Origin of the sequence: uncultured Nevskia sp. (genome assembly GCF_903885465.1) — a bacterium.
GTDB lineage: Bacteria > Pseudomonadota > Gammaproteobacteria > Nevskiales > Nevskiaceae > Nevskia.
This window is the reverse complement of record NZ_CAISIQ010000563.1, coordinates 1-3,506: the sequence shown is the minus strand read 5'-3', so window position 1 is coordinate 3,506 and position 3,506 is coordinate 1. Positions and strand designations below refer to the sequence as shown.

3 protein-coding genes are annotated in these 3,506 nt (G+C 61.3%); all 3 read left to right on the top strand.

Going from position 1 to position 3,506, the window contains the following annotated elements:
- Positions 1 to 533: 50S ribosomal protein L10 (gene rplJ / locus QZY06_RS21895; protein WP_295688338.1), on the top strand; the 533-nt coding region annotated here is incomplete at its 5' end.
- Between the two features lie 75 nt (positions 534 to 608).
- Positions 609 to 986, top strand: a complete 378-nt coding sequence (rplL, locus tag QZY06_RS21890) for a 50S ribosomal protein L7/L12 (protein ID WP_022974906.1) — start codon at positions 609 to 611, stop codon at positions 984 to 986.
- 134 nt (positions 987 to 1,120) lie between these two features.
- A partial coding sequence (rpoB, locus tag QZY06_RS21885) for a DNA-directed RNA polymerase subunit beta (RefSeq protein ID WP_295688335.1) occupies positions 1,121 to 3,506 on the top strand: 2,386 nt, incomplete at its 3' end.

The window sequence follows — 3,506 nt, the reverse complement described above, 5'->3', positions numbered from 1 at the left end:
TGGCGCTTCGTCTTGAAGACAAGAAGGCCCTGGTTGCGGAAGTGAACGAAGTCGCGTCACGCGCGCTGTCGGCCGTTGCGGCCGAATATCGCGGCCTGTCGGCCGGCAAGTTCGACATCCTTCGCAGCAAGGCCCGTGAGAACGGGATCTATCTGCACGTGGTGAAGAACACGCTGGCCAAGCGTGCGCTCCAGGGCACTGAGTTCGAGTGCATGAGCGACGCGCTGGTCGGACCGCTGGTTCTCGGATTCTCGCTGGATGATCCGGGTGCTGTCGGTCGCGTGATCAAGGACTTCGCGAAGGACAACGACAAGCTGGTGGTCAAGGCGGTGTCGATCGGCGGGCAGCTGTACGGCTCGAAGGATATCGATCGTCTCGCCGCACTGCCGTCCAAGGAGCAGGCGCTGGCCATGCTGCTGGGCGTCATGAAGGCCCCGGTGTCGAAGTTCGTTCGCACGCTGGCCGAGCCGACCGCGAAGTTCGTGCGCACCGTGAAAGCGGTCGCCGATTCCAAGCAGCCGGAAGCCGCGTAAGCCGTTCGAGTTCACTCTCCCTAATCGGGTACAAGCATTTTCACGTTGTCACACTAGTCAATCGAGGTAATTCAAATGGCACTGTCCAATCAGGAAATCCTTGACGCGATCGCCGAAAAGTCCGTCATGGACATCGTCGAGCTGGTCAAGATGATGGAAGAGAAGTTTGGCGTCTCCGCTGCTGCCGCCGTCGCCGTTGCCGGCCCGGCTGCCGGCCCGGCTGCCGCTGCTGCAATCGAGCAGACCGAGTTCACCGTCGTGATGTCGTCGTTCGGCGAGAACAAGGTCAATGTCATCAAGGCCGTCCGTGAAATCACCGGCCTGGGTCTGAAGGAAGCGAAGGATCTGGTCGAAGCCGTCCCGGCAACGATCAAGGACGCGATCCCGAAGGCTGACGCCGAAGCGATCGTCAAGAAGCTGGCCGACGCGGGCGCCAAGGCTGCGATCAAGTAAGCCTTGTCGATTCGCTCAAGCAGCACGCTGTAACCGGCGAGGGCTGGCCGCGCAAGCGGCCGGCCTTCTGCCGTTGCTACAACCGTATTTGAATGCTCCGCGCGCCTGAAGCGCGCCAAGACGAGGTAACACCGATGGCCTACTCGTTCACCGAGAAGAAGCGCATTCGCAAGGACTTCCGCAAGCAGTCGGAAACCCTCGCAGTGCCATACCTGCTGGCGACGCAGCTGGATTCGTATCGCCACTTCCTGCAGGCCGAGGTTCACCCCGCCCAGCGAAAGGAAGCCGGCTTGCATGCGGCGTTCAAGTCGGTGTTTCCGATGGTCAGCTACAACAATGCGGCGGCGCTCGAATACGTGCGCTATCGCCTTGAAGAGCCGGTGTTCGACGAAAAGGAATGCCGCGTCCGCGGTCTGACTTTCGCAGCGCCCCTCAAGGTCACCACGCGTCTGGTGATCTATGACCGCGAGTCCAAGGAAAAGCGCGTCAAGGACATTCGCGAGCAGGAGGTTTACATGGGCGAAGTTCCGCTCATGACCGGCAACGGAACCTTCATCGTCAACGGCACCGAGCGTGTCGTCGTATCCCAGCTGCATCGCTCGCCCGGCGTGTTCTTCGATCACGACAAGGGCAAGACCCATTCTTCGGGCAAGCTGCTGTACAGCGCCCGCATCATTCCGTATCGCGGCTCGTGGCTGGATTTCGAGTTCGATCCGAAGGACAACCTGTTTGTCCGCATCGATCGTCGCCGCAAGCTGCCGGCGACCATCCTCCTGCGCGCGCTCGGCTACAACAACGAGCAGATGCTGGAGATGTTCCACGAGATCAATACCTTCCAGCTCGCCGATGGCGGCGCGATGCTGGAACTGGTGCCGGAACGCCTGAAGGGCGAGAATGCGCAGTTCGATATCAAGACCAGCGCCGACAAGGTGCTCGTCGAGCAGGGCAAGCTGATCACTGCCCGTCACATCAAGCTGATCCAGGAAGCCGGCGTCAAGCATCTGCAGGTGCCGGATGAATACCTGCTCGGCAAGATCGTGTCGAAGGATCTGGTTTCCAAGGAAACCGGTGAAGTGATTGCCGTCGCCAACACCGAAGTCACCGCCGATCTGCTGCCGAAGCTGCGTGCGGCCGGTGTTGTCGAACTGCCGACGCTGTACGTCAACGACCTCGACAAGGGTGCTTACATCAGCACCACGATGAACATCGACCCGAGCCGCACGCGCCTCGAAGCGCTGGTCGAGATCTATCGCATGATGCGTCCCGGCGAGCCGCCGACCAAGGACGCTGCCGAAACCCTGTTCAACGGCCTGTTCTTCGCCGGCGAGCGCTACGACCTGTCGGGCGTCGGCCGCATGAAGTTCAACCGTCGTCTGCGTCGCACGGCCGTCACCGGCCTCGGCGTGCTCTATGACTCCCAGTACTTCAAGACTTTCGGCGATACCGAAATGAAGAAGAAGCTGGCGGAGCTGGGCGAAACCTCGGACATCGTCGAAGTGGTCCGCGAGATGATCGCGATCCGCAACGGCGAGCAGATCACCGACGATATCGATCATCTCGGCAACCGCCGCATCCGCGCGGTCGGCGAAATGACCGAGAACGTGTTCCGCACCGGCTTGGTCCGTGTCGAGCGCGCGGTTCGCGAGCGTCTGGCGCTGGCCGAAGCCGAGAACCTGACTCCGCAGGATCTGATCAACGCCAAGCCGGTCGGCGCTGCGATCAAGGAATTCTTCGGCTCGTCGCAGCTGTCGCAGTTCATGGATCAGAACAACCCACTGTCGGAAGTCACGCACAAGCGTCGCGTGTCGGCCCTCGGACCGGGCGGTTTGACCCGCGAGCGCGCCGGCTTCGAAGTCCGCGACGTGCATCCGACTCATTACGGCCGCGTCTGCCCGATCGAAACGCCGGAAGGCCCGAACATCGGTCTGATCAACTCGCTGGCCTGCTATGCCCGCACCAACGACTACGGCTTTCTGGAAACGCCGTATCGCAAGGTCGTTGACGGCAAGGTCGGCAGCGACATCGAATACCTGTCGGCGATCGAAGAAGGTCGTTACGTGATCGCCCAGGCGAACTCGGAGCTCGACGCTAAGGGTGCGTTCAAGGCTGACCTCGCATCGGTCCGCTACCAGAACGAATTCACCATGATGACGCCCGACAAGGTCCAGTACATGGACGTGTCGCCGCGCCAGATCGTGTCCGTCGCCGCCGCGATGATCCCGTTCCTCGAACACGATGACGCCAACCGCGCCCTCATGGGTTCGAACATGCAGCGCCAGGCTGTTCCGACGCTGCGTGCCGAAAAGCCACTGGTCGGCACCGGCATGGAACGCCGCGTCGCGATCGACTCCGGTGTGGCCTTCACCGCCAAGCGCGGTGGTGTGGTCGACAAGGTCGATGCTGCCCGTATCGTCGTTCGCGTCAACGATGACGAAACGATTGCAGGCGAAGCCGGCGTCGATATCTACAACCTGATCAAGTACACGCGTTCGAATCAGAACACCTGTATCAACCAGAAGC

What these genes read in the sequence shown, in the direction of transcription:
- rplL (WP_022974906.1), top strand. Translation starts at nt 609, where the DNA reads ATGGCACTGTCCAATCAGGAAATCCTTGACGCGATCGCCGAAAAGTCC.